This is a genomic window from Saccharopolyspora rectivirgula DSM 43747, assembly GCF_000497205.1.
In the GTDB taxonomy this organism is placed as follows: domain Bacteria; phylum Actinomycetota; class Actinomycetes; order Mycobacteriales; family Pseudonocardiaceae; genus Saccharopolyspora; species Saccharopolyspora rectivirgula.
Genome location: NZ_AYJW01000174.1, coordinates 1 through 268 on the forward strand (window position 1 = coordinate 1; position 268 = coordinate 268).

Below are 268 nucleotides of genomic sequence, written 5' to 3' on the forward strand. Positions count from 1 at the left end.
CCCGCCATAGGTGTCCACAATGATCTTCCGACCGGTCAACCCGGCATCACCCATCGGGCCACCCACCACGAACCGACCCGTCGGGTTGATCAGCAGACGCATGTCCGTGCTGTCCAGACCGACCCGCTCCAGCTCCGGCTCGATCACGTTCTTCTTGATGTCCGGAGCCAGCGTGCCGTCCAGGTCGATGTCGGCGGCGTGCTGGGTGGACAACACCACCGTGTCCAACCGCACCGGCTGATCCCCGGCGTACTCGATGGTCACCTGC

The 268-nt window shown here is 64.9% G+C and carries 1 protein-coding gene; it reads right to left on the reverse strand.

Annotation, left to right across the window (positions count from 1 at the left end):
• The coding region (locus SREC43747_RS0119435; protein ID WP_029723018.1) for a methionine adenosyltransferase domain-containing protein at positions 1 to 268 on the reverse strand (268 nt) is incomplete at both ends.